Source organism: Sediminicoccus rosea (assembly GCF_033547095.1).
In the GTDB taxonomy this organism is placed as follows: domain Bacteria; phylum Pseudomonadota; class Alphaproteobacteria; order Acetobacterales; family Acetobacteraceae; genus Roseococcus; species Roseococcus rosea.
The window spans coordinates 448,587-473,465 of the sequence record NZ_CP137852.1 but is presented as its reverse complement, the minus strand read 5'-3'; the positions used below and the strand labels follow the sequence as shown (position 1 = coordinate 473,465).

The window sequence follows — 24,879 nt, the reverse complement described above, 5'->3', positions numbered from 1 at the left end:
TCCATGCTCGCCAAGCTGGTTGATACGGCGCTGCGCCAGCGGCTGCTGGTGCTCATCGCCGCCCTCGGCCTCGCCGTCTGGGGCTTCCAATCCTATCGCGCCTTGCCGATCGATGCCTTCCCCGACGTCGCGCCGACGCAGGTGCTCGTCTCCATGCGCGCCCCCGGCCTGACGCCGGAGGAGCTGGAGCGCCGCGTGACCAACCCGATCGAGCTCGCGATGCGCGGCATCCCGAACCTCGTCTTCATGCGCTCGGTCACGCGCTTCTCGGTCACGCTGATGACCTTCGAATTCGCCGAGGGCACCGACATCTACTGGGCGCGCGCCCAGGTGAACGAACGCCTGAACGAGCTGGAGGACCAGCTGCCCGACGGCGTCTCGGGCGGCCTCGCCCCCATCATCACGCCGCTGGCCGAGATGCTGATGTTCACGCTGGAGGGCGGGAACCTCTCGCCCACCGAGGCGCGGACGCTGATGGACTGGGTGGTGCGGCCGCAGCTGCGCGCCGTGCCGGGCGTGGCCGACGTGAACGTGCTGGGCGGCTTCGTCCGCACCTATGAGGTGGTGCCCGACCCCGCCGCCATGGCCGCGCGCGGCATCTCCACCGCCATGCTGGAGGAGGCGCTGGAGCGCAACAACCGCAATGACGGCGCGGGCCGCATCCGCGACGGCGAGGAGGCGCTGCTGGTGCGCGCCGAGGGCCGCATCCAGACGCTGGAGGATGTGCGCGCCATCGTGCTGCTGGCGCGGGATGCCGGCGTGGTGCGCGTGGGCGACGTGGCCGATGTCCGCTTCGGTGCCCTGCCCCGCAACGGTGTGGTGACGCGCGACGGCGAGGGCGAGGCGGTCTGGGGGATCGTGCTCGGCCTGCGCGGCGCCAATGCGCGCTCGGTGGTGGAGGGCGCGCGCGAGCGCTTCCCGGCCATCCAGAACGCCCTGCCGGACGGCGTGAACCTCGTCGTCTTCTATGACCGCGCCGACCTGATCGGGAAGGCGGTCTGGACCGTGCAGAAGGTGCTGCTGGAGGCGATCGCGCTGGTCGTCGTGCTGCTGATCCTCTTCCTCGGCAACTGGCGCGCGGCGCTGGTCGTCTCGCTCAGCCTGCCGCTCGCCGTGCTCGTGACCTTCGGGCTCATGCATTATTTCGGGCTGTCCGCGAACATCATGTCGCTGGGCGGCCTCGCCATCGCCATCGGCCTGCTGGTGGACTGCGCCGTGGTGGTGGTGGAGAACGCGGCGCACCGCTTCGGCATGGAGAAGCTGTCGAAGCTCACCATCGCCCAGCGCATCCGCTTCACGGCGGAGGCGACGCGCGAGGTGATGGTGCCGCTCGTCTCGGGCGTCATCATCATCATCGCGGTCTTCGTGCCCCTGCTCTCGCTGCAGGGCCTGGAGGGGCGGCTCTTCGGGCCGGTGGCGCTCACCATCGCCTTCGCGCTGGTGGCCGCGCTCACGCTGGCGCTGACGGTGGTGCCGGTGATGTGCGCCTTCCTGCTGCGCGGCGGCCATCACCAGGAGCCCTGGCTCGTCCGCAAGCTGCACGCCGCCTATGACCCCTTCCTCGAATGGGCCATGGCGCGCCCCTTCCGCGTGGCGGCCACGGCGGGCGTGGGCCTCGTGCTCGCCGGCCTCGCCTTCACCCAGATCGGCAGCATCTTCATCCCCGTCATGGATGAGGGCACGCCCGTGGTCACGGTCCGCAAGCACCCGACCATCGGCATCGAGGAAGCCGCCGAGACCGACCAGCGCATCGCACGCGAGATCATTGCCCGCGTGCCCGAGGTGCGCGGCATCATGACCCGCGCCGGCGCCGACGAACTCGGCATCGACCCGGTCGGCCTGAACGAGACGGACATGTTCTTCACCATGGCCCCCGAGGCCGAGTGGCGGGCCGAGGCGAAGGCCGGCGGCACGCCCTGGGTGCTGGAGCAGGTGCGCCAGGTGCTGGACGGCTTCCCCGGCACCAGCTTCTCCTTCAGCCAGCCCATCGACATGCGCGTACAGGAGATGATCATCGGCGCGCGCGGGGACGTGGTGATCAAGGTCTTCGGCCCCGAGATCCCCGAGCTGAACCGCATCGGCCGCGAGGTGGCCGAGGCGGTGCGCGGCATCACCGGCAGCGCCGACGTCTTCGCGCTGCGCAACGAGGGGATGAAGTATCTCACCGTCCGCGTGGATCGCCTCGCCGCCGGCCGCCTCGGCCTGAACGCGAGCGACGTGCAGGAGGCGCTGCGCGTCTGGGTGGATGGCCGCAATGTCGGCCAGGTGCTGGAGGGCGACCGCCGCATCCCGCTGCTGCTGCGCGGCGAGGAGGGCCTGCGGCGTTCCGCGGCCGATCTCGCGCGCGTCCAGATCGCCCTTCCGGCCGGCGGCACGGTGCTGCTGAGCCAGGTGGCGGAAATCCGCGAAGAGGAGGGCGCCGTGCAGGTGATCCGCGAACAGGCCGAGCGCTTCGCCACGGTCCTGAGCAATGTCCGCGGCCGCGACATCGGCGGCTTCGTGGCGGAGGCGCAGGCCCGCGTCGCCGAGCGCGTGCAGCTGCCGCAGGGCTACCGCCTCGTCTGGGGCGGGCAGTTCGAGAACCAGCAGCGCGCGCAGGCGCGGCTCGCCATCGTGGTGCCGATCGCGCTCGGCGCCATCTTCCTGCTGCTCTACCTGACCTTCGGCAGCGCGCGGCAGGCGACGCTGGTCTTCTGCAACGTGCCCTTCGCGCTGATCGGCGGCGTCATCGCCCTCTGGGCCTCGGGCGAGTTCATCTCCGTCCCGGCCTCGGTCGGCTTCCTGACACTGATCGGCATCGCGGTGCTGAACGGCGTGGTGCTGATCAGCTACATCAACCGGCTGATCGCGGAGGAGGGCCTGTCGCTCGAACAGGCGGTGCGCGAGGGCGCCAAGCGCCGGATGACGCCGGTGGTGCTGACGGCGATGATCGCGGCGCTGGCCCTCGTGCCCTTCCTCTTTGCGACGGGCCCGGGCAGCGAGATCCAGCGGCCGCTCGCCATCGTCGTCATCGGCGGGCTGGTGACGGCGACGAGCCTGACGCTGATCCTGCTGCCCATCCTCTATGAGCGCTTCGCCCTGCCGCGGGTGAAGGCGGTGGCGGTGGCGGCGGTGCTGGCGGCGCTGATGCTGCCCGGCGCGCCGGCGCTGGCCCAGGGGCAGGGCCAGGGGCAGGGCCAGCTCTCGCGCCACCTGGAGGCGGCGCTGGCGCTGGATGCCGGCCTGCGCGCGCTGGAGGCGCAGCGCGGGGCCGCGGCGGCGCGCGGTGCGACCGCGCGCTCGCCCATCGCGGGTTCGCCCGCGCTGGGCGGCTCGCTGCGCTCCGGCACGCAGGGCCCGGGCCAGGTGCGCGAGCTGGATCTCGAGCTCGCCGCGCCGATGTGGCTGCCCGGCCAGCGCGGCGCGCTGCAAGGGACGGTGGATGGCGCCGTGAACGAGGTCGAGAGCCGCATCGCGCTGCGCCGCCTGGAAGTGGCGGGGCAGCTGCGCGAGGCCTGGTGGGACGCGGCGGAAGCCCGCCGTTCAGCCCAGCTCGCGCGCGAGCGGCTGAGCACGGCGCGCGAGATCGCGCGTGACGTGGCGCGCCGCGCCGAGCTGGGCGATATCCCGCCCACCGAGGCGCTGCTCGCCCGCAACGAGACGCTGAGCGCGGAGCTGGGGCTGGCCCAGGCGGAAGCGGCGGCGGCCCAGGCCGTGGCCAATTACCGCACGCTGACCGGCGGGCTGGAGCCCAACCTGCCGGTGGAGGCGACCCGCCAGGCCGCGCGCCACCCGGCGCTGGTCTCGGCCGAGGCGGCGCTGGCCCATGCCGAGGCGCGGCAGCGCCTCGTGGCCGCCACCCCGCGCGACAACCCCGAGCTCGGCCTCTTCGGTCGGCAGGAGGGCGGCACGGGCATGAGTGACACGACCAGCCTCGGCCTGCGGGTCCGCATCCCGCTCGGCACCGAGGCGCGCAACGCCCCCCGCCGCGCCGAGGCCGAGAGCGAGGTGACGCGCGCAACGGCCGAGCTGGCCCAGGCGCGGCGGCTCGTGCAGGCGGCCACCGCCCGCGCCCAGGCCGAACTGCGCGCGGCGGATGCCGCGCTGGCCATCGCCCGCCAGCGCCTCGCCGTGGCGCGCGAGCAGGAGGCGGTCGCGCTGCGCGCCTTCCGCGCCGGCGAGACCGGCACCTTCGACCTGTTCCGCGTCCGCCAGCTCCGGCTGGAGGCGGCGAATGACGAGGGGGCCGCCAGCATCGCGGCCAGCCGTGCGCGCTCCCGCGTGAACCAGGCGGCGGGGGTGGTGCCGTAGCGGGGCCAGCCCGGATTGTGGTCCACCGCGGTTGACCACAATCTGGGCCGCATGGATGAGATCAACCCGCGCGACACGCTCGGCCACCGCTGCCTGATGGGCGTGGTGGCCCCCGCCACCAACACCGCCGTGCAGGCCGAGATGGATGACCTGCGGCCGGAGGGCGTGATCAACGCCCATGCCCGCATCGCCAACCCGGAGCAGCGCGTCGCCGCCGATGCCGATACGCTGGCCGTGCGCGCGGCCATGGTGGGCGGCCTGATGGGCGCGGTGGACACGCTCGCCCCCTGCCGGCCGGACCATGTGATCCTCGGGGTCATGGTCGAGAATTTCGTGGGCGGAGGTGGCGCGGGCGAGGCCCTGGTGCGCGAGGTGGGCGAGCGGCTTGGCTGCGGCGTCACCGACTACACCTCGGCGATCCGCCTGGCGCTGGACGCGCTGTTCGGCCGCAAGCTGCGGATCGGGCTGCTGACGCCCTTCCTGCCGATCGGCGATGCCGCGGCCCGCCGCATCTTCGAGGAGGCGGGGCATGAGGTGGTGCGGCTCATCGGCCTGCGCGCCCCCAGCCCGGCCTCGATCGGGCGCGTCCCGCTGGAGCGGCTGCGCGCCGCCGTCACGGAGCTGAACGGGCCGGAGGTGGAGGTGATCATCCAGGTCGGCACCGGGCTGCCCTTCGCCGGCGTGGCCCGCCTGGCCGAACGCGAGATCGGCAAGCCGGTGCTGGCCAGCAACCCGGTGAGCTATTGGCGCGCGCTCAGGGCCTGCGGCATCGGCGATGCCATGCCGCAGCACGGCCGCCTCTTCACCGTCTAGGCCTGGCCAACGAAAAACCCCCCCGACCTTGCGGCCGAAGGGGGCTCAGTCCCGGCTTTCGCCGCGAATGATCCAGCCCTGTGTCGGGGCCGGACCTTATCTCGTCACCCTGGTCACCGCATCGGCAGGGGGTACATCAGCCCGCCATTGGTCCAGAGGTTGTTCGGGCCTCGCGGCAATGCCACGGGCGTATTCTCTCCCATCGTGCGCTCATACAGCTCACCGTAGTTGCCGATGGCGCGGATCACATTGTAGGCCCAGAGCGGATCGAGCTTCAAGGACTGCCCCAGCTCCGGCGTGACACCCAGCAGGCGGCGCGTGTTGGGGTTGGTGCTGGTGCGGCGCATCTGCTCGGCATTGGCGGCGGTGACGCCCTGCTCCTCCGCCTCGATGATGGCGGTGGTGTACCAGCGGACCAGCTCGAACCAGTCGTCATCGCCGCGGCGGACATAGGCGCCGTAGGGCTCCTTGCTGAAGCGCTCGGGCAGGACGGTCCATTCGCGCGGGTTCTGCATGGTGGAGCGCACGGCGGCGAGCTGCGAGGCGTCGGAGCCGAAGCTGTCGCAGCGGCCGGCCTGCAGGGCGGCGGCCGCCTGGTCGGTGCGCTCGAAGACCACGGGGCGGAAGGGCACGTTCACGCTGCGGAAGTAGTCGGCCGTGACCTGCTCGTTCGTCGTGCCCTGGATGAGGCAGATGGTGGCGCCGTTCATCTCGCGCACCTGGCGCACGCCGAGGCTGTTGCGGACCAGGAAGCCGTGGCCGTCATAGAAATAGGTGGTGACGTGGCGCAGGCCGAGCGTGGTGTCGCGCAGCATGGTCTGCGTCGAGGTGCGGAACAGCACGTCGATCTCGCCCGAGCCCAGCGCGGTGAAGCGCGTGGAGGAGGAGAGCGGGACGAAGCGCACCTTCGACACGTCGTTGAAGATGGCGACCGCGAGGCCGCGGCAGAGATCCACGTCGAGGCCCTGCCAGGTGCCGCGGCTGTCGGGCAGCGCGAAGCCCGCGACGCCGGTGTGGATGCCGCAGACCAGGGTGCCGCGTGCGCGGACCTGATCGAGCGTCGGACCGGCCTGTGCCGCCGTTCCGAAGAATGCCACACATGCTGCCGCCAGCGCGGCTCGGATGGACCGATCCCACTTCATGCTTTGCCTGCCTCAACCTTGATTTTCTGAGTGGGATGGTCGGGCGGGATCGCCATGCGAGTCAACCGATCTGATGTCGGCGTGACCGCATTGTAATTCCCCTTTTCAGCGAAACGGCGGCGCGTAGTGCAACCCGCCGCGCGTCCAGAGTTCATTGCTGCCACGCGGCATGGCGAGGGGCGTGGCGGGGCCCAGGTGGCGCGCATAGAGCTCGCCGTAATTGCCGATGGCCTTGATGGCGTTCAGCGCCCAGGCGGGATCCACCCGCAGCGCCTGGCCCACCTCCGGCAGGGCGCCCAGCAGGCGGCGCAGATTCGCATCCTGCGTGGTGCGGCGCATCTGATCCGCATTGGCGGCGGTGACGCCGGCCTCCTCCGCCTCGAAGAGCGCGAAGGTGTACCAGCGCAGCAGCTCGAACCAGCCCTCGTCGCCGCGCCGGATCACGGCGGAATAGGGCTCCTTCGAGAAGAGTTGCGGCAGGATGACCCAGGCATTGGGGTCGGGCAGGGAGGAGCGCATGGCGGCGAGGCCCGAGGCGTCGAAGCCGAAGGCGTCGCAGCGCCCGGCGGCGAGAGCGGCCCGCACCTGCTCGTTCTGCTCGAAGAGCACGGGCCGGAAGGCAAGGTTCTGGCTGCGGAAATACTCGGCCGTGATCTGCTCGTTCGTCGTGCCCGGCTGCAGGCAGATGGTGGCGCCGGCCAGGCCGCGCGCCTCGGTCACATTGGCGTCGCGCCGCACCATGAAGCCATGGCCGTCATAGAAGTAGGGATGCACGAAGCGCAGGCCGAGGGTCGTGTCACGCAGCACGGTCTGCGTGCTGGTGAGGAAGAGCAGGTCCACCTCGCCCGCGCCGAGTGCCGTGAAACGCGTGGCGAAGGAGAGCGGCACGAAGCGCACCTTGGTCGCGTCGCCGAAGATGGCGGCGGCCAGGCCCCGGCAGAGATCGGCCACCATCCCGCGGAACTCGCCCCGGCTGTCCACCGTGGTGAAGCCAGGGGTATTGGCGTTCACGCCGCAGGCCAGCGTGCCCCGCGCGCGCACCTGATCCAGCGTGTTGGAGGCGGGGGCGGCCGGCTGCGCCGACGCCGCGAAGGACAGCGCAAGGCCGGCGAGCGCCAGCAAGGGGGCGCGCCAAGGGAATCGGGGCATGGGTCTTCCTCCTGTGTTGCAGGAAGGCTGCGCCCGGCCGCCATTACGGTCAAGGAACAAGCGGCTCAGCGAAACTCGGGGTAGCCCAGCGCCGCGGCCTCTTCCACGAAGCGGAGCTGCTCGGGGTAGTCGGTCCCCTCGGGCGGCAGGATATCGGCCAGCATCAGCCCCGCCCGCGCCACCGCCCAGCGCGGATCACGCGCCACGCGGCCCAGCGCGGCCTGGAGCGCGGCGACGATCGGCTCGGGCGTGGTGATGGCGGTGACGAAGGGGATGGCGGGCGTGCTCGGCGTCGGCGCCAGGATGCGCGTCCGCTCCGCCACCCAGGGCCGGTGCCGCAGCATGAAGGCGTAGGTGACATTGTCCACGCAGGTCGCATCCGCCTCGCCCTTCGCCACGCGCTCCACATTGGCGGGGTGGCTGTGCGTCTCGGTGATGGAGCCGAAGAAGGGCGCGCGGGCGCCGAAGCGGGCCAGCGCCAGGCGCGGCAGGTTCATGCCCGAATTGGAATGCGGGCTGTTGAAGACGAACTTCGCCCCGCGCAGATCGGCCAGCGCGCGATACGGCGCATCGGCGCGCACGATGAAGACCGCCGCATGCCGCCCGGGCGCGCAATGCTCCACCATGTAGGTCGGCACGCCCAGCAGCCGGGCCTGGCCGCGGAAGATGGTCTGCAAGGGATAGCCGCAGACCTGGGTGAAGAGGTTTTCCGCCTCGATGGCGCCGGGCACGGGCGGCCGGTCGAAGGTGAGTTCCTCGGGCAGGTGGGTCATGCCCTCGGGGCCCAGTTCGGCCCCCAGCTCGACGTAAAGCGCGGCCCAGAAGGCGGCGTTCTCCGCCCGCATCTCGGGCAGGTTGTACATGGGCAGGCTGGCGCGCCAGGCTTGCATGCGGGGCTCCGGGCGAGAGGGGCCGAAAGCATGGGCGGCCCACCGCTTGCGGGAAAGCCCCCCCGACGACATGTTGCGGGCCAGAGACACCCGCGGACAGCGCCCCATGATCAGCCTTCCTGCCCCCAAGCCCGAGATCCTCGCCCGGCGCGAGACGATCCTGGCCGACCTCCGCCGCCTGCTCCCCGCCGATGCGGTGATCGGCGAGGAGATCCGCATGAAGCCCTATGAGACGGACGGACTGGCCGCTTACCGGCAGATGCCCCTCGCCGTCGTCCTGCCGCGCACGACGCAGGAGGTCGCGCAGGTGCTGCGCTATTGCCATGCGAACGGCATCCGCGTGGTGCCGCGCGGGGCGGGCACATCTCTCTCGGGTGGGGCCTTGCCGCTCTCGGATGCGGTGGTGGTGGGGCTGATGCGGATGAACCGCATCAAGGAGATCAACCTCGAGGACCGCTACGCCGTGGTCGAGGCGGGCGTGACCAATATCGGCATCACCAAGGCGGTGGAGGGCGATGGCTTCTTCTACGCGCCCGACCCCTCCTCCCAGCTCGCCTGCATGATCGGCGGCAATGTGATGATGAACAGCGGCGGCGCGCATTGCCTGAAATACGGCGTGACGGCGAACAATCTGCTGGGCGTCACCTTCGTGACCATCGAGGGCGAGGTGCTGGAGATCGGCGGCAATCACCTGGATGCCGCGGGCTATGACTGGCTCGGCCTCATCACCGGCAGCGAGGGGCAGCTCGGCATGGTGACGGACGTGACGGTGCGCATCCTGCGCGGGCCGGAGGGCGCGCGCGCCATGCTGGCGGCGTTTGATTCCGTGGAGGTCGCGGGGGCGGCGGTGGATGCCATCATCGGCTCGGGCATCATCCCCGTCGCGCTGGAATTCATGGACAAGCCCTGCATCCATGCCTGCGAGGCCTTCGCCCATGCCGGCTATCCGCTGGATGCCGAGGCCATGCTCATCATCGAGGTGGAAGGCAGCACCGAGGAGCAGGACATGCTGCTCGGCAAGATCCGCGACATCTGCGCGCGCTTCAAGCCGATCAGCATGAAGCTCGCCGAAAGCGCCGAGCAGTCGCTCGCCATCTGGAAAGGGCGCAAGGGCGCCTTCGGCGCGGTGGGCCGCATCAGCCCCGATTATCTCTGCATGGACGGCACCATCCCGACCGGCGAGCTGCCGCATGTGCTCAAGCGCATCGGCGAGATGAGCGTGCAATACGGCCTGGGCGTGGCGAATGTGTTCCACGCGGGCGACGGAAACCTGCACCCGCTCATCATGTTCGATGCGAATGACCCGTCGAGCTTCCGCAAGGCCGAGGAATTCGGCGCCGACATCCTCAAGCTCTGCGTCGAGGTCGGCGGCTGCCTGACCGGCGAGCACGGCGTAGGCGTCGAGAAGCGCGACCTGATGACGGCGCAGTTCACCACGCGCGAGCTGGACCTGCAGCGCGCCATCAAGACCGCCTTCGACGCCGACTGGCTGCTGAACACCGCCAAGGTCTTCCCGCTCACCGACAATCCGAAGATCGCGGCATGAGCGCCACCGCTCCCGCCACTGAGGAGGCGCTGGCCGCCGAGATCGCACGCGCGCATGCCGCGCGCGAGCCGCTGGGCATCGAGGGCCGCGGCACCAAGCGCGCCATGCTGCGGCCGGTCCAGGCCGCCCGCACGCTGTCCACCCGCAACCTCACCGGCATCGTGCTCTACCGCCCGACCGAGCTGATGATCCGCGCCCGCGCCGGCACGCCCATCCCCGAGATCGAGGCCGCGCTGGCCGAGAACAACCAGCAGATCATCGCCGAACCGCCCGACCTCGCCGCCCTCTTCGGCGCCAGCGAGGCGGCGACGCTGGGCGGCATGGTCTCCACCAACCTTTCGGGGCCCCGCCGCATCATGTGGGGCGCCATGCGCGACCATGTGCTGGGCATCCGCGCCGTAACCGGCGAGGGCGAGGTGTTCCGCTCCGGCGGGCGCGTCCTGAAGAACGTGACGGGGCTTGATCTCTGCAAGCTGCTGACCGGCGCGCATGGAACGCTCGGCGTGCTGACCGAGGTGACGCTGAAGGTGCTGCCCCGCGCCGAGGCCACCGGCACGCTCGCCATCCGCGTGCCCGACGTCGCGCGCGGGGTCGCGGCGCTGAGCGCCGCGCTCGGCTCGCCCTATGGCGTGAGCGGCGCCGCGCTGCTGATGGAGGGCCACGCGCCCATGGGCCTCTCGGGCCTCGTCGCCCTCGCCCGCATCGAGGATTTCCGCGAGAGCGTCACCTACCGCATGGGCAAGCTGCGGGACGAGCTGGCGGCGCTGGGTGAGGCCACCCTGCTCGACACCGACGCCTCCCACGCGCTCTGGCGCGCCGTGCGCGACGCCGAGCCGCTGGGTGCCGCGCCGGAGGAGGCGATCTGGCGCCTTTCCGTCGCCCCCTCAGCCGCGCCGCGCGCCGTCATCGCGCTGCGCGCCGCCTTCGACGCGAAGCTGCTGCTCGACTGGGGCGGCGGATTGATCTGGGTGGCGGGCCCGGCGACCGAGCGCGCGCATGGCGCGGTGATGCAGGCGGCCGCCGGCGCGCGCGGCAGCTTCACCCTGTTCCGCGCCCCGGCTTCGCTCGCCGCCACCGTCCCCGTTCTGCCCGAGGAGGCGCCGCCGCTTGCCGCCATCGCGCGGCGGGTGAAGGCGACGCTGGACCCGCGCGGCCTGCTCAATCCGGGCCGCATGCGCGCCTGAGCCGGGGCGGCTGCGACGGGCGGGCTGCCACAGATGGGCTGCCACGGGCGGAGTTGCCAAAACCTTGCCAACTCCGCGCTTGCCAAATGCCTCCCGGTGTGGTGACCAACATCCGACTTCACCACTCGGAGAATAGCGTGACGATCTGGATTCCGCTCGGGCTTCTCGCCGCCTCCTTTGTCCTGGCCGAGACGCGCAGGCTCACCGGCCAGCAGGGCGGTTTCATGAGCATCGCCCTGCCGCTGGTCTTCGCCGGTTCCGCGCTCTGGCTGCTCGGCCAGCTCTTCCTGACGGTGGACATGCTCGCCGCGGCCGAGGCCGCGCGCGATGGGCTGCTCGCCTTCGACGCGGAGCATGCGCGCCTGAACACGGCCATCATGGCGGTGCTGGGCCTCGGCCTCGGCTTCGCCGGCGGCGGCCGCGCGGCGGGCCTGGTCGCGCTGGCCGATCCGGACGAGCCGATGCCGAGCCTGTTCATCCCGGTGTTCACCGCGCTGGTGGGCTTCGCGCTGGTGATGACGGCGTATTTCCGGATCTGATCCGCGAAATCAGCGCGCGCTGAGGAAGTCCCGCAGCACCCGCGCCACCTCGGCGGGGGTCTCCTCCATCGGCACATGGCCGATGCCTGGCAGCGTCACGAGCCGGGCATCGGGCAGGGCGCGCAGGTAATCCTGCGCGTTGCTGACCGGCACCATCGCATCCCGGTCCCCCCAGAGCAGGAGCACCGGCACGGGGATACGCGCCAGCAACGGCTCGGGCGGGCGCAGCATATGCTGGCCCATCCGGTCGAGAATCGCCTGGCGCACGCCGGGGGCCAGCATCATGTCGCGATAGCGCTCGAACAGCGCCTCGGTCAGCACGTCCGGATTGCCATAGGCGGGGCGGAGCGAGCCGCGCAGCATCCCCTCGGGCAGGGTATAGGGCAGCACGCGCAGCAGCAGCGGCACGCGGGGCGGCTGGTCGTAGCCGATGCCCGGGCTGGCGAAGCCGTCCGGCGCCATCAGCACCAGGCGCGTGACGCGATCGGGATGCGCGGCGGCGAAGCTCCAGGCGATGCGCCCACCCATGGAGGACCCGACCAGCGCCACGCGCGCCAGCCCCAGCCGCTGCATCAGGGCGAGGATCACGGCATGGCTGCGCGCATCGCTGTAGTCGCCCGTGCGGTCCGCCCCGGTCAGGCCGAAGCCGGGCAGGTCGAGCCGGATGACGCGGAAATCGCGGTCGAGCGCCGCCGCCACCTCCTCCCAGGTATGCAGGGAGGAACCGAAGCCGTGCAGGAAGAGGACCGGCGGCGCATCGCGCGGCCCGGTGTCGCGCAGGTGCAGGCGCAGCCCGTCCAGCTCGACGAATTGGGAGGGGGCCGCGGCATGGCGCGCCTCCAACTCGGCGCGCGGCTTGTCCGGCGTGTAGAGCCACCAGACGGCGAGGACCAGCAGCAGCGGCAGCGCCGCGAGGAGATAGACCATCACGCGGCGGAACATCCCGGCTTCAGCCGCCCACCTGCCGCAGCCAATCCTGCAGGTTGTAGTAGTTCGTGACCCGCGCGATGGCCCCCTCCCGGATCTCGAAGAAGGCGCCGACGGGCAGCACATAGCGCTGGCCCTGCGCCGGGGGCAGGCCCTCATCCGCCACCAGATAGGTGCCGTGGATGGTGAATTCCGCCGCGCCGCGCGTGCCATCGGCGCTGACCATCACGACCAGATCCTCCACCCGCTCGCGGTAGCAGCGCTCCATGCGGGCCAGGAAGGCCGCGAAGGCCGGGCGGCCGGTCTCGCGCCCGCCCTGGTTCACGTCATGCGCGACATCCTCGGTCAGGCAGGCGAGCATGCCGTCCCAGTCGGCGGCGTTGAAGGCGGCGTAGTAGCGCCGCAGCAGATCGGCGCTCACGCGGAGAGCAATGCCGGCATGCGCGCCCCCACCACGGCGAGCAACGCGGCCGCGGCCCCCGCCTGGCAGGGTTCCACCACCGGCAGGCCGCTGGCTTCCATGGTCACGCCCACATGGCCGGCCATGCCGGCGCAGCCCAGGACGATGACCTCCGCCCCCTGGTCGGCCAGTTGCCGCGCCGCCTGGGCGATGCGCGCCTGGGGGGCGATGGGGTCGGTCAGCACATGCATGGGCAGGTTCAGCGGGATCCAGCCGGCCATGTTGCCCTCGACGCCCATGGATTGCAGGGCGCGGCGCTGGCGCGGCAGGGACTTCTCCGTGAAGCCGATGATGCCGAAGCGCTCGGCCCGCGTCAGCGCGGCCGCGACGGCCGAGCGGAACATGCCCACCACCGGCTTGCCGGTCACGCCGCGCGCGGCCTCCAGACCCGGATCGCTGACGCAGCCGATGACATAGGCCTCCGCCGGCTCGGCCTCGATGCGGCGGCAGAGCGGCTCGGCCACGCCGAACCAGTCCCGCCAGGTGACGATGGCGGGTGGGCCCTCATCCAGCTGCGTCACCTCGATGCGCGGCAGGCCGGGCCCGGCGAAGGGGGCCACGGCCTCGCGGATGCCGGCCGTGCAGGCCTGGCTGGAGTTCGGATTGATGATGAGGATTCTGCCATGCATGCGACCAGCATGGCAGGAACCGGTTTTTCTTGCCACACTGCGCGCAACAGTTCATTTGTGCAGTGCAACATGCCCGAAACCGCTCCCCCCACCCTCTGGCAGCCGGACCGCTCCGCGCCCGAAGCCGCCCCCGAGCTGCCGCCCCTGCGCGTCTCGCTCTGGCGCGGCGCCCGCAACCGCTGCCCGGTCTGCGGCGAGGGGCATGTGTTCCAGGGCTATCTCCGCGTCGCGAAGGAGTGCGAGGTCTGCCACGCGCCACTTGGCAAGCTGCGGGCCGATGACGCGCCGCCCTATTTCACCATCTTCCTGGTGGGTCACCTGCTGATCCCGCCCGTGCTCTGGATCGAGAAGGCCTATTCGCCGGAGATGTGGATCCAGATGGCGGTCTGGATTCCGCTCTTCGCCATCACCACCACCTTGCTGCTGCGCCCGGTGAAGGGTGCCACCGTGGGGCTGATGAGCCGCTTCGGCTTCGGCAACGAGACCACCGGCTGACCATCCGTGCCTGACCGCCACCTGATCCGCATCGAATTGCCCGAGGCGCCGCCGCCGCCCTCCGCCTATGCCGAGGCGGACCGGCGCCAGGCCATCGAGGACCTGCTGCGCGGCAACCGCTTCGACCCCGTGGGCCTCGGCCCCGGCCCTTTCGCGCTGCACCTGATGGTGCGCGAGGGGCGGCTGATCCTGGACATCCGCGACAAGGACGACGCGCCGCTGCGCGCCATCATCCTCGTCCTCGGCCCCTTCCGGCGGCTGATCAAGGACTACCTGATGCTGGTGGAAAACCATGAGGAAGCGGTGACCACCGGCGCCATGGACGCCCGCGTCCAGGCGATCGACATGGGCCGGCGCGGCCTGCACAACGAGGCGGCGGAACTGCTCACCACCCGCCTGGACGGCCGCATCGCGGTGGATTTCGAGACGGCGCGGCGGTTGTTCACGCTGATCGCGGCCCTGCATCAGCGGGTCTAGCGGTGCGCTGCGGAGCTCCGCCACGCGCCACCGGTATCCCGGCGCGAAGCGTCCGGCGCCGCCCGGGCATCCTTTCCATCCGGCGCGGATTCCGCGCGGCGAAGCCCAGCGCGCGGAGCGCGCGCCCGGCGTCTGAGGACATGAAGCAATGAAGATCGATGGTGTCGCCTACCGTTCCGTCTGGCTGGATCAGGACCAGTGGTCCGTCCGCATCTTCGACCAGACGAAGCTGCCCTGGCTGGTGGAACAGATCCGCCTCACCACCTGGCAGGAGGCCGCGCATGCCATCCGCTCCATGCAGGTGCGCGGCGCGCCGCTGATCGGCGCCGTCGCCGCCTATGGCGTGGCCCTCGCGATGCGTCAGGACCCTGCGACGCTCGACCCGGTGCTGGAGGCGCTGAACGAAACCCGCCCCACCGCCATCAACCTGCGCTGGGCGCTCGATCGCCAGCGCGCCCGCCTGCACAACCTGCCCGCCGGACAGCGCGCCGCCGCCGCCTATGCCGAGGCCGCGCACATCGCCGATGACGATGCCGAGACCTGCCGCCGCATCGGCGAGAACGGCCTACCCCTGCTCCAGGAGATCGCGGCGAGGAAGGGCCGCGTGAACGTGCTCACGCACTGCAACGCCGGCTGGCTCGCCACCGTGGACTGGGGCACGGCGCTCGCGCCCATCTACATGGCGCATGATGCGGGGCTCGACGTGCATGTCTGGGTGGATGAGACGCGGCCGCGCAACCAGGGCGCGGCACTGACGGCCTTCGAACTCGGCGCGCATGGCGTGAAGCACACGGTGATCGCCGACAATGCCGGCGGCCACTACATGCAGCATGGCGAGGTGGACATCGTCATCGTCGGCACCGACCGCGTGACGCGCACCGGCGATGTCGCGAACAAGATCGGCACCTACCTCAAGGCGCTCGCCGCGCATGACAATGGCGTGCCCTTCTGGGTCGCGCTGCCGCACTCCACGCTCGACATGCGCGTGCGCGACGGTGTCTCGGAAATCCCCATCGAGGAGCGCAGCGGCGCCGAAGTCACGGAGATGACCGGCCGCACCGCCGATGGGCGGATCGAGACGGTGCGCGTGGTGGCCGGCGGCAGCGCCGCCGCCAACCCGGCCTTCGACGTGACGCCCGCGCGGCTCGTCACCGGCCTCATCACCGAGCGCGGCCGCTGCGCCGCGAATGAGGCCGCGCTGCTGGCGATGTATCCCGAGAAGGCCTGAGCCCCAGGCGCGGCCCTCAGCCCAGGTGGCGGGTCACGTCGCGCCCGCGCTCCAGCCCGTAGAGGCCGAGCACCAGGCACAGCCCGCCCAGCGCCGCCGCCAGCGCGGCGAAGCCCGGCGCCACGCGGCCCGGCGCCAGCCCGTCCGTCAGCAGGACGCCGACGACGGCCAGGATGAGGATGAGGCCGAAAAGGACGAAGCTGAACCCGACGCGCTGCATGGCGATGATCTCCTGGAGGCAGCTTGTGACAGCGCGGTCAGGCGGCAAAAGGGACGAAGCGAGGCAATTTGAGGGCAGACCTGCCTGGGCGCTGGGCACGTTGCGTCACGCCGAAAACGGGTGGAAGCTTCTTCCCTGTTCGGAATGATGAGGTCCCCCATGCGTCGCCTTCTCCTTGCCGCCGCGGCCTTCGCCGCCGCCCTGCCCGGCCTTGCCTTCGCGCAGGCCCCGGCCGCCCAGCCGCCGCTGCGCTGCGCGGTGGACGGCACCTTCGCGCCGCACGCCTTCCCCTCGCTGCAAGGCGGCGTGCAGGGCTTCCAGATCGACCTCTTCCGTGAGGTGGCGCGCCGCATGGGGCGCGAAATCGTGATCGACAGCGCCTCCTTCTCCGGCCTCATCCCCGCGATGAATGCCGGGCGATATGATTTCCTCTGCGCGCCGACGACCGTGACGCCGGAGCGCGCGGCGAGCCTGCTCTTCACCGAGGGCTATCTCTGGACCGAACTGCAATTCGGCATCCGCCGCGGCACGCCGCCCATCCGCTCGGAAGAGGATCTGCGCGGAAAGACCATCAGCGTGAACAAGGGCACGCCCTATGAGCAGTGGGTGACCCGCAACGCCGAGCGCCTGAACCTCACCCTGCTCGCCTTCGACACCCAGCCCGATGCGGTGCAGGCAGTGATCCAGGGCCGCGCCTATGCGAATCTCTCAGGCAACACGGTGGTGCGTTTCTCGGCCAGCCGCACGCCGCAATACGTGGCGGATTTCGTGCTGCCCGGCACCCGCCTGCATTGGGGCACGCCCTTCCGCCAGGACAGCGGCGCGCTGCGCAACCAGGTGGAAGACGTGCTGACTTGCATGAAGCGTGACGGCACCATCGCCCGCCTCAGCGAGCGCTGGTTCGGCAATGCGCCGGGGCCAGACCAGGCGGAGCGGATCGAATTCCCGGGCTATGGCCCCCCCGGCCTGCCCGGCTACGACCCGACGCCGCAGAACCCGCGTTGCGGTTGATGCCGCCGGTCACCGCTCATGGGCTGCGCCCATGAGCGGATGGGACCGCTTCGCCGACAGTTTCCTCAACGCCCGCGTCGCCGCCGAATACACCCCGAAGATCATCGAGGGGTTATGGCTGACGCTGGCCTTGGCGGGCTGCATCATCGTGACCGGCGTGCTGGTCGGGCTGCTGCTGGCGGTGATCCGCGCCATGGGCCTCAGGCCCGTGAACTGGCTCATCATCTTCGTGGTGGACCTGTTCCGCGCGCTGCCGCCGCTCGTCATCATCGTGCTGCTCTATTTCGGGCTGCCGGCGGCGGGCGTCTCCATGTCCGGCTTCGTCGCGGCCTGGCTCGCGCTCTCGCTCGTGCTCATGGCCTTCGCGGAGGAGATCTTCTGGGCCGGCATCACGGCCATCCCCACCGGGCAATGGGAGGCGTCGCGCAGCCTGGGGCTCGGCTTCCTCGTCACCTTCGCGCTCATCATCCTGCCGCAGGCGGTCAGGATGGTGATCCCGCCGCTGGTGAACCGCACCATCGCCATCACCAAGGGCACGGCGCTGGCTTCCGTCGTGGCGGTGCCGGAAATCCTCGGCGCGGCGCAGGCCGGCGTGTCCTTCTCCTTCAACCCGACGCCGCTCACGCTCGGCGCCATCGCCTATCTCGTCCTCTTCCTGCCCGTGGTGATCGCCGGCCGTTGGGTCGAGCAGCACTACAAGGCGAAGCGCTGACGCCATGCAGGATTTCATCGACGCCTTCTTCAACATCCAGATCCTGATGGAAGCCTGGCCCATCCTGCTGGATGGGCTGGGGCAGACGCTCCTGCTCTCGGCCGTGGTGGTCCCGCTCGGCCTGCTGGGTGGCTTGATCCTCGCCATCCTCTCCACGGCGAAGACCCGCTGGGTGCGCTGGCCGCTCATGGCCTGGGTGGATGTGTTCCGCGCGCTGCCGCCGCTGGTGCTGCTGGTCTTCGTCTATGCCGGCCTGCCTTTCGCGGGGCTGGAAGTCAGCGCCTTCGCCGCCGTCGCCATCGGCTTCTTCCTCAACACCGGCGCCTATTACGGCGAGATCCTGCGCGCCGGCATCGCCAGCGTGCCGGCCGGTCAGTCGGAAGCCGCGCGCTCCATGGGCCTCAGCCGCTGGCAGACCATGCGCCTCGTCGTGCTGCCGCAGGCGGTGCGCAACGTGCTGCCCGACCTCATCTCCAACACGCTGGAGGTGGTGAAGCTCACCTCCATCGCCGCCGTGGTGGCGATGCCGGAGCTGCTCTTCCAGGCGCGCCAGGCGCAGAGCGTCACCTTCAACGCGACGCCGATCATGGCGGCGGCGGTGGCCTATTTCATCCTGCTCTGGCCCGTGGTGCGGCTGCTCTCGAAGCTCGAGAACAAGCAACTCGCGCGGCGGGCGTAACCAAGGACTTGCAAGCAACCGGATTTCGTCCTTCCCTGCCCTGGCAACGCTCGCAACAGGGCGCCCGAACCGGGAGCAGGGAGAACATCCAATGACAATCCGACGCAATTTGCTCGGCATGGCCGCGCTGCTGATGGCAGGTCCCGCCTTCGCCCAGGCCCCCGCCGCCACGCCGGCCCCCGTGCCCGGCTGGGCCGTTGGCCGCCCTGAGGGCTCGACGCTCGCACCGCACGCGGCGCGCCTGACGGTGACGCCGCTGGACCAGGTGCCGGTCTCCTCGATCCGCCTGCCCCAGGGCTTCCAGGCCGAGGTCTTCGCCCATGGCATCCCGGGCGTGCGCGCCATCGCGGAAGCGCCGGGCGGCACGCTCTTCGCCGGCACGCGCGCCATCGGCCGCGTCTATGCCATCACGCGCAACCCGGACGGCACGACGCGCACGCGCATCTTCGCCCAGGGCCTGGCCCAGCCGAACGGCCTCGTGATGATCGGCAACAGCCTCTACATCTTCGCCGTCAACCGCGTGCTGCGCTATGACAATGTCGAGGCGAACCTGGACAACCCGCCGGCGCCGGTGGACCTGACCGCCGCCTTCGCCCTGCCGACCGAGCAGGAGCATGGCGGCAACCACCACTGGAAATACGCCTCGCTCGGCCCCGATGGCCGGATCTATACGAACGTCGGCGTGAACTGCAACGTGTGCGACACGGACCGCGACAAGTTCGCGCTCCTCGTCTCCTTCCGCCCCGATGGCAGTGACCGCCGCATCGAGGCGCGCGGCGTGCGCAACTCGGTGGGCTTCGCGCATCACCCGACGACGCGCGAACTCTGGGCCACCAACCATGGCCGCGACTGGGTGGGCGATGACAACCCGCAGGATTCGCTGCTGCGCGTGCGCCGCGCCGGCGAGGATTTCGGCTTCCCCTACTGCCTCGGCACCTGGGCGGACCCGCAGTACAACCGCGGCCGCGCCTGCAGCGAATTCTCGCAGCCGGCCGCGCTGCTCGGCCCGCACACCGCCGTGCTCGGCATGCGCTTCTACACCGGCACCATGTTCCCGGAGCAGTATCGCAACCAGATCTTCATCGCCCGCCGCGGTTCCTGGAACCGCTCGCGCCTCAGCGGCTATGACGTCGTGGTCGCCCATCTGGACGCCCAGGGCAACGTGACCCGCGTGGAGGAGTTCCTGACCGGCTTCCGCGACGACGCGAACCAGCGCTTCGCCGACCGCCCGGCCGAGGTGCATGTGCTGCGCGATGGTTCGATGCTGGTCTCCGGCGAGCAGATGGGCGCGATCTACCGCATCACCTATCGCCGATGAGCCTTCGACTGACCTTGGCGGCGGCCCTGTTGGCCGCCGCGACCTCCGGCTCCGCGCTGGCCCAGGATGCCAGGCGCGGCGCCGAACTCGTCGCGCCCTGCGCCCAGTGCCACGGCGCCAATGGCCGCAGCCAGTTGCCGGACATTCCCTCGCTGGCCGGCCAGCCGGCCGACTTCATCACCATCCAGATGATCCTGCTGCGGGAGGGGCTGCGGAACGTGCCCGCCATGCAGCCCTTCGCCGCCGGCAAGTCGGACCAGGACATCCAGGACATCGCCGCCTATTTCGCCACGCTGCCGCCGGGCCCGCCGGATGACCGGCGCCCGCTCGACCGCGCGCTCTTCGCCGCCGGCCAGGCGCTGAGCGGGCCGCGCCATTGCGCCACCTGCCATGTCTCCGACTATGGCGGCCGCGCGCAGATCCCGCGCGTCGCGGCGCAGCGGGAGGACTACCTGCTGCACGCCCTGACGCAGTATCGCGACGGGCTGCGCGCCGGGCCGGACACGCAGATGAACGGCGCGGTCCAGGGCCTGTCAGACGCGGATCTGATCGCGCTCGCGCATTACCTGTCGCATCGGGATTAAGGACTACAGCCCGATCCGTGCCCAGGCCGCGCGTTCCTCCATCACCTGGACGAGCGCGGCCCCGGCGCCCGGCAGCAGGCTCCCGGGCAGCAGGCTCATCGGGAAGCGCCGCTTGCGGGCGCCCACCGGGATGATGCGCACCTTCTCGCCGAAGCGGCGCCGGGCCTCGGCCTCCGGCGTCGTGAGCCCGTCGCAGAGGCCAAGTTCCAGCGCGCGGCGGCCGATCCAGTAGCGGCCGTTGAACAGCTCCTCCTCGCTCGCCTTGAGGCGATCGCCGCGCCGCGCGCGCACCCAGTCCTTGAACTCGACATGCAGCCCGGCCAGCAGGCCATCCAGCCGCGCCAATTCCTCCGGCGATTGCGGGCGGAAGGGGTCGTTGCTCGACTTGTCGGTGCCGGCGGTGCGGATGCGACGCTCCACGCCCAGGCGTTGGATCGCCTCCGGAAAGCCGAAGCCCGAGGAGATCACGCCGATGGAGCCGAGGATGGAGGCGGGGTCTGCATGGATCTCATCCGCCGCGCAGGCGATCCAATAGCCGCCCGAGGCCGCCGCATCCTCGCAGAAGGCAATGACGGGCACCTTCTTCTCTGCCGCCCAATGCCGGATGCGCCCGGCAATGAGCGAGGACTGCACGGGTGAGCCGCCGGGCGAATTGATCGCCAGGAACACGGCGGCCAGCCGCTTCAGCCCGAAGGCGCGGGCCAGGATGGGTTCGATGCCCGCGGCGTTCAGCCCGCCGAAGGGGCCGGTGCGGGCGGCGATCAGCCCCTCCAGCCGCACAAGCGCGACGACGGGGGGGCGGGGGGCGAAGGGATTCCACATGCCCCATAGGTGCGCCCCCGCTGCACCGGCACAAGCCCATCCCCATATGTCGCGCATGGACATCCGCGAATTGCTGCTCTCCACCCGCCGGATCGCGCTGGTCGGCGCCTCCCTCAAGCCCGACCGCGCCTCCTTCCGCGTCATGCGCTTCCTGCTCGACCGCGGCTATGCGGTGACGCCGGTCAATCCCGGCCTGGCGGGGCAGGAGATCCACGGCCAGCGCGTCGTGGCGCGCCTCGCCGAGGCCGGCCCGCTCGACCTGGTGGATGTGTTCCGCCGCAGCGAGGAGGCGGGGGCGGTGATGGACGAGGCGGTGGAACTGGGCGCCCGCGCCGTCTGGCTGCAGCTGGGCGTGGTGGATGAGGCCGCCGCCGCCCGCGCCCGCGCGAAGGGGGTGGCGGTGGTGATGGACCGCTGCCCCGTCATCGAATGGGGGCCGGCCCGCCTGCCCGATCGCATTTCCACCGCATGACGGTTTGCTAAACTTCTTGAAATGCCGCTGGCGCCGGGCCATTTCCCTTGCCATTCAGGGCGGCCCGAATCGCCCCTTTTTGAAGGGAAGGACCCCATGACTGACGAAGAACGCCGGATCATCGGCGATTATGTGATGCGCGTGGCCGGCGTCCAGCAGGCCGCCCAGACCTCCAGCAGCCCCTGGGGCGGCCGCGTGCCGCAGACGGGCGCGCAGCCGGCCGCGAACCTGCCGCCGATCGAGCCCGCCGCGGATGCCTACATCGCCGAGCTCTTCCAGAAGTATCCGGAAGCGCGCTTCCGCCTGACGCAGACCGCCTTCGTGCAGGAGCACGCTCTGGTCCAGGCGCAGAACCGCATCCAGGAGCTGGAGTGGGAGCTGGAGAATGCGACGCGCCAGGCGCAGGCGGCGAACAACCGCGGCTTCCTGGGCTTCGGCGGCTCGCGCCCCGCGCCCATGCCGCCCCGCCCGCAGCCCATGCAGCCCCCGGGCGGCATGCTGCCGCAGCGCCAGGGCCCGGGCTTCCTGGGCACCGCGATGATGACGGCGGCCGGCGTGGCCGGCGGCATGGTGCTGGGCAACATGCTGATGAACGCCTTCTCGGGCGGCGGCTCGGCCGCGGCGGCCACCGGTGGCGGCGCCTTCGGCCAGGAAGCGGTCCCCACCTCCTCCGCCTGGACCGATCCGGGCGCGGCGGCGGCCAATTCCGGCTGGGGCGGCAATGACGCCTCGGGCGGCGGCTACGACAATGGCGGCGGCTATGACGACGCGGCCGGCAGCTACGACGATGCCGGCGGCGGCTACGACGAGGACGTTTGATCGACGCCCTCGCGCGCCGGCCGCATGGCGGCCGGATGGTTTCAAGCGTTCGGCGGGTCCTGGCCTGCTGAACCTCCAGGAAAGGGCGGCTCCGGCCGCCCTTTTTTTTGCGCCCTGTCCGGCCGATAAGGGCGCATGCGCGTCCCCGATCTCGACCTCGACCTGCTGCGCGGCTTTGTCACCGTCGCCGAGCGCGGCGGCTTCACCGCGGCGGGCCAGGTGCTCGGCCTCACGCAATCCGCCATCAGCCTGAAGGTGAAGCGACTGGAAGAGCTGCTGGGCAAGCCGGTCTTCACGCGCGGCGCGAAACAGGTCTCCCTCACGCGCGAGGGCGAGACGCTGCTCACCTATGCGCGCCGCATGCTGGCCTTGAACGAGGAGGCGGTGCGCCGCTTCGTCGCGCCGCCGATCGCGGGCCGGCTTCGCCTGGGCGTGGCGGATCATTTCGTGCCGCGCCACCTGGCGCCCGCGCTGGCGAGCTTCGCCCGCACCTGGCCCGAACTGCGGATCGAGGTGGAGGTGGGCCGCAGCCATGAACTCCGCGCAGCGCTCGCGCGGGAGGAGCTGGACCTGGTGCTGGGCAAGCGCCGCGATGGCGAGACCGAGGGCCGCGTGATCTTCACCGAGGCGGTGGTCTGGGTCGCGGCACCCGATTTCGCGCTGGCGCGGGAACGGCCGTTGCCGCTGGCGATGCTGCCGCAGGGCTGCATGTTCCGCGACCGCGCGCTGACCGCGCTGGCGCGGGCCGGCATCGCGGCCGAGGTGGTCTATACCTCGCCCAGCCTGATGGGGATCGCGGCGGCAGCGCAGGCCGGCTTCGCGCTGACCGTGATGGGCCGTGCGGGATTGCCGGAGGGGCTGGTGGAACTGGCCGAATTGCCGCCGCTCGGCACCGCCGAGATGTGCCTGTTCTCCGCGCCCAATCCGGCGGGGCCGCATTACCTGGCGGATTTCCTCATCCAGTCGCTCTGCGACGGCGCCGGCCTCTGACCGTCCACCCCAAATGATCCGGCCGCAACGCGGCCAGCGCCGCCCAACCGCGCGCACAACCCGACACGACAGCCGCGCGGCGAAGCCCAGCGCGCGGAGCGCGCCCGGCGTCAGAGGACGTCAAAAACTCACCCGCGCGCCAGCGCGGCTGGATGCGGATCCGTGAGGCGCGCGGCGCCGAAGAGCTTTTCGCGGTAGGTGCCGGGCGCATAGGCGGTCTTGTAGGCACCGCGCTCCTGCAGCGCGGGCACGAGCTGGTCCACCACCTCCACCAGGCATTCCGGAAAGACGGTGCGCGAGAGATTGAAGCCATCCACCCCCGTCTCCTCGACATAGGCCACCAGCCGGTCGGCGATCTCCTGCACGCTGCCCACCATCGGCTTCTGCCGACTGCCAAGGATGAACTGGTCGATCAGCCCGCGCTTGGTGAAGCGCGGCCCGGTGGCGCGCTTCATCGCCGCGACATTGGACTGGATCGCATTGCCGGGCCCGGCCTCGATCGGCTCGTCCATCCCGTAGCGACCGAAATCAATGCCGAGCGAGGCGGCGGCATGCGCCAGCGCGCCCTCCACGCTGGAGTGACGGCGGTATTCGGCGAGCTTCTCCTCCGCTTCCGCGCGCGTGCGGCCCATCACCAGCGTGGCGCCGACGAAGACGCGGATCGGGCGCGGCGCAGCCAAGGCGCGGAGTGCGGCCACCTGCTTGGCCACGTCGGGCGCCGGCCCGCCATTGAGGAAGACGCATTCCGCGTGCTTTGCGGCGAACACCATTCCGCGCGAGGAGGCGCCCGCCTGATACAGAACCGGTGTGCGCTGGGGCGAGGGCTCGCAGAGATGCGCCGCATCCAGCCGGAACTGCTTGCCCTCATGCCGGATGCGCCGCACGCGGGAGGGGTCGGTGAACACGCCCGCCGCCGCGTCGCGCCGCACCGCGTCATCGGCCCAGCTTTCCTCCCAGAGGCGATAGACCACCTCCATGTATTCATCGGCCATGTCGTAGCGGTCGTCATGCGCCATCTGCCGGCCGAGCCCCATCGCGCGCGCGGCGCTGTCGAGGTAGCCGGTGACGATGTTCCAGCCGATGCGCCCGTTGGTCAGGTGATCCAGCGTGGTCATTCGCCGCGCGAACAGGTAGGGCGTCTCGTAGGAGAGGTTGGCGGTGATCCCGAAGCCGAGCTGGGAGGTGACCGCCGCCATGGCCGGCACGATCATCGCGGGATCGAGCAGCGGCACCTGCACCGCGCCGCGCAGCGCCGCATCCGGGCTGCCATCCAGCACGTCATAGACGCCCAGCACATCGGCGAGGAACAGCCCGTCGAACAGGCCGCGTTCCAGCAGGCGCGCGAGGCCGAGCCAGTGTTCCAGCGTGTTGTAGTTCGCGCTGGTGTCGCGCGGGTGGGTCCACATCCCGTGCTGGATGTGGCCCACGCAGGCCATGTCGAAGGCGTTGAGGCGAATCTCTTGCGGCATGCCGCGATTGTGCG

General features: G+C 71.0%; 25 protein-coding genes. 16 read left to right on the top strand and 9 right to left on the bottom strand.

The features are described from left to right. Positions 1-3 precede the first annotated feature (3 nt). Positions 4-4,290: a CusA/CzcA family heavy metal efflux RND transporter gene (locus R9Z33_RS02260; protein ID WP_318649686.1), complete on the top strand. Its 4,287-nt coding sequence runs from the start codon at positions 4-6 to the stop codon at positions 4,288-4,290. A gap of 51 nt (positions 4,291-4,341) precedes the next feature. Continuing rightward, positions 4,342-5,103, top strand: coding sequence for a maleate cis-trans isomerase family protein (locus R9Z33_RS02255; protein ID WP_318649685.1), 762 nt, complete (start codon positions 4,342-4,344; stop codon positions 5,101-5,103). Positions 5,104-5,216: 113 nt separating this feature from the next. On the opposite strand, the gene R9Z33_RS02250 is transcribed toward R9Z33_RS02255, so the two are convergent. The 3 genes from R9Z33_RS02250 to R9Z33_RS02240 all read right to left on the bottom strand — a co-directional run bounded on the left by R9Z33_RS02250 (position 5,217) and on the right by R9Z33_RS02240 (position 8,284). Further along, positions 5,217-6,200 (bottom strand): amino acid ABC transporter substrate-binding protein, encoded by a 984-nt coding sequence (locus tag R9Z33_RS02250; protein WP_318649684.1) that lies wholly within the window; start codon positions 6,198-6,200, stop codon positions 5,217-5,219. Between the two features lie 150 nt (positions 6,201-6,350). Then, on the bottom strand, positions 6,351-7,394 hold the full coding sequence (locus R9Z33_RS02245) for an amino acid ABC transporter substrate-binding protein (RefSeq protein ID WP_318649683.1): 1,044 nt from the start codon (positions 7,392-7,394) through the stop codon (positions 6,351-6,353). Positions 7,395-7,459: 65 nt separating this feature from the next. Continuing rightward, a complete protein-coding gene (locus R9Z33_RS02240; protein ID WP_318649682.1) occupies positions 7,460-8,284 on the bottom strand; it encodes a phosphate/phosphite/phosphonate ABC transporter substrate-binding protein in 825 nt (274 codons plus the stop codon). Between the two features lie 106 nt (positions 8,285-8,390). Between R9Z33_RS02240 and R9Z33_RS02235 the strand changes: the two genes are divergently transcribed. The 3 genes from R9Z33_RS02235 to R9Z33_RS02225 all read left to right on the top strand — a co-directional run bounded on the left by R9Z33_RS02235 (position 8,391) and on the right by R9Z33_RS02225 (position 11,553). Continuing rightward, positions 8,391-9,830: an FAD-linked oxidase C-terminal domain-containing protein gene (locus tag R9Z33_RS02235; RefSeq protein WP_318649681.1), complete on the top strand. Its 1,440-nt coding sequence runs from the start codon at positions 8,391-8,393 to the stop codon at positions 9,828-9,830. After that, complete coding sequence (locus R9Z33_RS02230) at positions 9,827-11,014, top strand: FAD-binding protein (protein WP_318649680.1); 1,188 nt, start codon at positions 9,827-9,829, stop codon at positions 11,012-11,014. The genes R9Z33_RS02235 and R9Z33_RS02230 overlap by 4 nt, the downstream gene beginning before the upstream one ends. A gap of 137 nt (positions 11,015-11,151) precedes the next feature. Next, positions 11,152-11,553: a hypothetical protein gene (locus R9Z33_RS02225; protein WP_318649679.1), complete on the top strand. Its 402-nt coding sequence runs from the start codon at positions 11,152-11,154 to the stop codon at positions 11,551-11,553. Between the two features lie 9 nt (positions 11,554-11,562). Here the strand turns inward: R9Z33_RS02225 and R9Z33_RS02220 are convergent, their stop codons facing one another. From R9Z33_RS02220 to R9Z33_RS02210, 3 genes are read right to left on the bottom strand one after another with little or no spacing between them, the layout of a single operon-like run. Next, positions 11,563-12,495, bottom strand: a complete 933-nt coding sequence (locus R9Z33_RS02220) for an alpha/beta fold hydrolase (RefSeq protein ID WP_318649678.1) — start codon at positions 12,493-12,495, stop codon at positions 11,563-11,565. Positions 12,496-12,502: 7 nt separating this feature from the next. Further along, positions 12,503-12,901: a ketosteroid isomerase-related protein gene (locus R9Z33_RS02215; RefSeq protein WP_318649677.1), complete on the bottom strand. Its 399-nt coding sequence runs from the start codon at positions 12,899-12,901 to the stop codon at positions 12,503-12,505. After that, positions 12,898-13,569, bottom strand: coding sequence for an aspartate/glutamate racemase family protein (locus R9Z33_RS02210; RefSeq protein ID WP_318649676.1), 672 nt, complete (start codon positions 13,567-13,569; stop codon positions 12,898-12,900). The genes R9Z33_RS02215 and R9Z33_RS02210 overlap by 4 nt, the downstream gene beginning before the upstream one ends. A 69-nt stretch (positions 13,570-13,638) precedes the next feature. Here R9Z33_RS02210 and R9Z33_RS02205 point away from each other — a divergent pair, with 69 nt between their 5' ends. The 3 genes from R9Z33_RS02205 (at position 13,639) to mtnA (ending at position 15,769) form a co-directional block, all read left to right on the top strand. Next, positions 13,639-14,064, top strand: coding sequence for a DUF983 domain-containing protein (locus R9Z33_RS02205; protein WP_318649675.1), 426 nt, complete (start codon positions 13,639-13,641; stop codon positions 14,062-14,064). Between the two features lie 6 nt (positions 14,065-14,070). Beyond that, a complete protein-coding gene (locus tag R9Z33_RS02200) occupies positions 14,071-14,541 on the top strand; it encodes a UPF0262 family protein (RefSeq protein ID WP_404830644.1) in 471 nt (156 codons plus the stop codon). Between the two features lie 148 nt (positions 14,542-14,689). Next, complete coding sequence (gene mtnA / locus R9Z33_RS02195) at positions 14,690-15,769, top strand: S-methyl-5-thioribose-1-phosphate isomerase (RefSeq protein ID WP_318649674.1); 1,080 nt, start codon at positions 14,690-14,692, stop codon at positions 15,767-15,769. A 16-nt stretch (positions 15,770-15,785) separates the two neighbouring features. Here the strand turns inward: mtnA and R9Z33_RS02190 are convergent, their stop codons facing one another. Continuing rightward, on the bottom strand, positions 15,786-15,989 hold the full coding sequence (locus R9Z33_RS02190; RefSeq protein WP_318649673.1) for a hypothetical protein: 204 nt from the start codon (positions 15,987-15,989) through the stop codon (positions 15,786-15,788). A gap of 159 nt (positions 15,990-16,148) precedes the next feature. Between R9Z33_RS02190 and R9Z33_RS02185 the strand changes: the two genes are divergently transcribed. The 5 genes from R9Z33_RS02185 to R9Z33_RS02165 all read left to right on the top strand — a co-directional run bounded on the left by R9Z33_RS02185 (position 16,149) and on the right by R9Z33_RS02165 (position 20,293). Further along, positions 16,149-17,000: a transporter substrate-binding domain-containing protein gene (locus tag R9Z33_RS02185; protein ID WP_318649671.1), complete on the top strand. Its 852-nt coding sequence runs from the start codon at positions 16,149-16,151 to the stop codon at positions 16,998-17,000. 31 nt (positions 17,001-17,031) lie between these two features. Continuing rightward, entirely contained in the window at positions 17,032-17,712 is a 681-nt protein-coding gene (locus R9Z33_RS02180) for an amino acid ABC transporter permease (RefSeq protein ID WP_318649670.1), read from the top strand. Positions 17,713-17,716: 4 nt separating this feature from the next. Next, on the top strand, positions 17,717-18,391 hold the full coding sequence (locus R9Z33_RS02175; RefSeq protein WP_318649669.1) for an amino acid ABC transporter permease: 675 nt from the start codon (positions 17,717-17,719) through the stop codon (positions 18,389-18,391). 91 nt (positions 18,392-18,482) lie between these two features. Beyond that, positions 18,483-19,709 (top strand): PQQ-dependent sugar dehydrogenase, encoded by a 1,227-nt coding sequence (locus tag R9Z33_RS02170; protein ID WP_318649667.1) that lies wholly within the window; start codon positions 18,483-18,485, stop codon positions 19,707-19,709. Further along, entirely contained in the window at positions 19,706-20,293 is a 588-nt protein-coding gene (locus R9Z33_RS02165; RefSeq protein ID WP_318649666.1) for a c-type cytochrome, read from the top strand. Before R9Z33_RS02170 ends, R9Z33_RS02165 begins: the two co-directional genes overlap by 4 nt. A gap of 3 nt (positions 20,294-20,296) precedes the next feature. Here R9Z33_RS02165 and R9Z33_RS02160 read toward each other — a convergent pair whose 3' ends face one another. Continuing rightward, a complete protein-coding gene (locus R9Z33_RS02160) occupies positions 20,297-21,115 on the bottom strand; it encodes a S49 family peptidase (protein WP_318649665.1) in 819 nt (272 codons plus the stop codon). Between the two features lie 55 nt (positions 21,116-21,170). On the opposite strand from R9Z33_RS02160, the gene R9Z33_RS02155 reads away from it, so the two are divergent. The 3 genes from R9Z33_RS02155 to R9Z33_RS02145 all read left to right on the top strand — a co-directional run bounded on the left by R9Z33_RS02155 (position 21,171) and on the right by R9Z33_RS02145 (position 23,396). Further along, entirely contained in the window at positions 21,171-21,587 is a 417-nt protein-coding gene (locus R9Z33_RS02155) for a CoA-binding protein (protein WP_318649664.1), read from the top strand. Between the two features lie 96 nt (positions 21,588-21,683). Continuing rightward, positions 21,684-22,406, top strand: coding sequence for a DUF2076 domain-containing protein (locus R9Z33_RS02150; RefSeq protein ID WP_318649663.1), 723 nt, complete (start codon positions 21,684-21,686; stop codon positions 22,404-22,406). A 135-nt stretch (positions 22,407-22,541) separates the two neighbouring features. After that, positions 22,542-23,396 (top strand): LysR family transcriptional regulator, encoded by an 855-nt coding sequence (locus tag R9Z33_RS02145; RefSeq protein ID WP_318649662.1) that lies wholly within the window; start codon positions 22,542-22,544, stop codon positions 23,394-23,396. 128 nt (positions 23,397-23,524) lie between these two features. Here the strand turns inward: R9Z33_RS02145 and R9Z33_RS02140 are convergent, their stop codons facing one another. Beyond that, entirely contained in the window at positions 23,525-24,865 is a 1,341-nt protein-coding gene (locus tag R9Z33_RS02140) for an LLM class flavin-dependent oxidoreductase (RefSeq protein WP_318649661.1), read from the bottom strand. Positions 24,866-24,879: the final 14 nt, after the last annotated feature.

Coding starts and splice junctions, on each gene's coding strand:
- R9Z33_RS02260 (WP_318649686.1), top strand. CDS start 4: ATGCTCGCCAAGCTGGTTGATACGGCGCTGCGCCAGCGGCTGCTGGTG.
- R9Z33_RS02255 (WP_318649685.1), top strand. CDS start 4,342: ATGGATGAGATCAACCCGCGCGACACGCTCGGCCACCGCTGCCTGATG.
- R9Z33_RS02245 (WP_318649683.1), bottom strand. CDS start 7,394: ATGCCCCGATTCCCTTGGCGCGCCCCCTTGCTGGCGCTCGCCGGCCTT.
- R9Z33_RS02240 (WP_318649682.1), bottom strand. CDS start 8,284: ATGCAAGCCTGGCGCGCCAGCCTGCCCATGTACAACCTGCCCGAGATG.
- R9Z33_RS02235 (WP_318649681.1), top strand. CDS start 8,391: ATGATCAGCCTTCCTGCCCCCAAGCCCGAGATCCTCGCCCGGCGCGAG.
- R9Z33_RS02230 (WP_318649680.1), top strand. CDS start 9,827: ATGAGCGCCACCGCTCCCGCCACTGAGGAGGCGCTGGCCGCCGAGATC.
- R9Z33_RS02220 (WP_318649678.1), bottom strand. CDS start 12,495: ATGTTCCGCCGCGTGATGGTCTATCTCCTCGCGGCGCTGCCGCTGCTG.
- R9Z33_RS02210 (WP_318649676.1), bottom strand. CDS start 13,569: ATGCATGGCAGAATCCTCATCATCAATCCGAACTCCAGCCAGGCCTGC.
- R9Z33_RS02205 (WP_318649675.1), top strand. CDS start 13,639: ATGCCCGAAACCGCTCCCCCCACCCTCTGGCAGCCGGACCGCTCCGCG.
- mtnA (WP_318649674.1), top strand. CDS start 14,690: ATGAAGATCGATGGTGTCGCCTACCGTTCCGTCTGGCTGGATCAGGAC.
- R9Z33_RS02190 (WP_318649673.1), bottom strand. CDS start 15,989: ATGCAGCGCGTCGGGTTCAGCTTCGTCCTTTTCGGCCTCATCCTCATC.
- R9Z33_RS02185 (WP_318649671.1), top strand. CDS start 16,149: ATGCGTCGCCTTCTCCTTGCCGCCGCGGCCTTCGCCGCCGCCCTGCCC.
- R9Z33_RS02180 (WP_318649670.1), top strand. CDS start 17,032: ATGAGCGGATGGGACCGCTTCGCCGACAGTTTCCTCAACGCCCGCGTC.
- R9Z33_RS02175 (WP_318649669.1), top strand. CDS start 17,717: ATGCAGGATTTCATCGACGCCTTCTTCAACATCCAGATCCTGATGGAA.
- R9Z33_RS02170 (WP_318649667.1), top strand. CDS start 18,483: ATGACAATCCGACGCAATTTGCTCGGCATGGCCGCGCTGCTGATGGCA.
- R9Z33_RS02165 (WP_318649666.1), top strand. CDS start 19,706: ATGAGCCTTCGACTGACCTTGGCGGCGGCCCTGTTGGCCGCCGCGACC.
- R9Z33_RS02160 (WP_318649665.1), bottom strand. CDS start 21,115: ATGTGGAATCCCTTCGCCCCCCGCCCCCCCGTCGTCGCGCTTGTGCGG.
- R9Z33_RS02155 (WP_318649664.1), top strand. CDS start 21,171: ATGGACATCCGCGAATTGCTGCTCTCCACCCGCCGGATCGCGCTGGTC.
- R9Z33_RS02150 (WP_318649663.1), top strand. CDS start 21,684: ATGACTGACGAAGAACGCCGGATCATCGGCGATTATGTGATGCGCGTG.
- R9Z33_RS02145 (WP_318649662.1), top strand. CDS start 22,542: ATGCGCGTCCCCGATCTCGACCTCGACCTGCTGCGCGGCTTTGTCACC.
- R9Z33_RS02140 (WP_318649661.1), bottom strand. CDS start 24,865: ATGCCGCAAGAGATTCGCCTCAACGCCTTCGACATGGCCTGCGTGGGC.